This window comes from Nocardia farcinica (genome assembly GCF_029867845.1).
Taxonomy (GTDB): Bacteria; Actinomycetota; Actinomycetes; order Mycobacteriales; family Mycobacteriaceae; genus Nocardia; species Nocardia farcinica_A.
In genome coordinates this window covers 1-1,543 of record NZ_JARWRU010000912.1, presented here as the reverse complement: position 1 = coordinate 1,543, position 1,543 = coordinate 1, and the positions used below count along the sequence as shown (strand labels likewise).

The 1,543-nt window shown below is 71.2% G+C and carries 1 protein-coding gene; it reads left to right on the top strand.

Annotated features, from left to right (window positions below; genetic code table 11):
• Positions 1-309 precede the first annotated feature (309 nt).
• A complete protein-coding gene (locus tag QH283_RS20085) occupies positions 310-1,542 on the top strand; it encodes a hypothetical protein (RefSeq protein ID WP_280504526.1) in 1,233 nt (410 codons plus the stop codon).
• The last annotated feature ends 1 nt before the right edge of the window (position 1,543 follow it).

Genomic DNA, 1,543 nt, shown 5'->3' with positions numbered 1-1,543 from the left:
CCCCGCCCCCCCCCCTCGCCGGGGGCCGCCGCGCCCCCCCCCCCCCACCCCGGGGCCCCGGATTCCACCCCCGGTTCCGCCGTCCGACCCGGCGGCGTTTCGCCGTTGAATTCGACAGGACGCCGGATCCGGGGGAAACTCCCGGAAACACGTAGGTGCCGCTCGGTGTGTCGCGCGCGGCGCGCCGAGAGCGGGAAAGCATGAATATCCATGGTTTTGCAGGAAACCCGGTATGGACTATGAATGTGGGGTGCTGTTCACACCCGTGATCACTTGTCTGCCATCGAAACTCCCCCGGGGGAGGTCGATATGACGTCCGAGCGTCCGATGGAGGACGAGGTCACGCAACTCGCCCTCCGGGTGGAGAAGGCCAGGGGACGGCTGGCCTACCAGTTCGATCCCGCGCTCACCGAGGTGCTGTCCGAGGCCGAGTTGCAGGCCGAACGCGAGCTCGCCGAGCGTATTCGCGAGCAGGACCGGGAGCAGCGCTGGAAAGAGGTGCAGGCCGCGGCCGCGGCCTCCGATCAGGGTCGGCAAACGGCGGAAGTCATCGCGAAGGCCGACATGCGTGATGTGTTGCTCGCCCGCAAGGCGATCGCCGCGCAGCGGCGCGAATCCAGTCCGCACGCCAAACTGGCCTCGCTGTACCGGCATCGCTCCTGGTCGCTGCGTGCCCTGGCGGGCGTCGTCGCCGCGGGCATGCTCTGGTCGGCGGTCAACGTGCAGCACAACATCGCGCCCGGCGGCCCGACCGACCCGCTCTACTGGTTCAGCTACCTGCTGGAAGGGATGATCAGCGTCTGTCTGATCATCATCATGATCGGCACCAACAAGGTCGCCGAATGGGGTGTGGTCGACAACCGCAGGCAGGTCGCCGCCGCCGAGATGGCGCTGCTGTCGCTGACGGTGGTCCTCAACACGTATCCGTACCTGCGCGCCGGGCAGTGGTACGAGGTCGGCGTGCACGCCATCGCACCGGTGATGATCGGTGTCGCGCTGCTCATCCACGACGCGGCCAGCTCGCGCTACGGCCTGGCCATCTACCGAGCCACCGAACAGGTGCGCGAACTGCCCGACCCGGCCGAGGAGATCCGCAAGAGCCTGCCCTCGCTGGTGGCCTCGCGGGCGCGCGGCCCGATCGACCTCGTGCCGCGCCCCTACGCCGAGACCGCTTTGGTCGAGCTCCACGACCGGGGGGTCGAGGGCCCGGTCGATCCCGAGACCGGCGAGCCGCTGGTGCTGGAGGAGCACGTCGAGGACGCGCCCGCCGAGGGTGAACTCGTCGAGGTGGGCCACCGAGAGCAGGACGGCGACGAGGAACCCGCTCCGGCCGCCCCCGCGCGCAAGGCCGTCGAGACCGCCTCCGATCCGGTGCGCAACGGCATCGCCGTGAAGCAGACGCTGCCGGCCAACGGCAGCTCGGCGTGGGGGGCCCCCCCCCCCCCCCCCCCCCCCCCCGGCCCCCCCACCCCCCCCCCCCCCCCCCCCCCCCCCCCCCCCCCCCCCCCCCCCCCCACAAAAAACCCCGGGGCACGAGGATAGC

Bases quoted from the DNA above. Each gene is read 5' to 3' on its own strand.
- QH283_RS20085 (WP_280504526.1), top strand. From the start codon at position 310: ATGACGTCCGAGCGTCCGATGGAGGACGAGGTCACGCAACTCGCCCTC.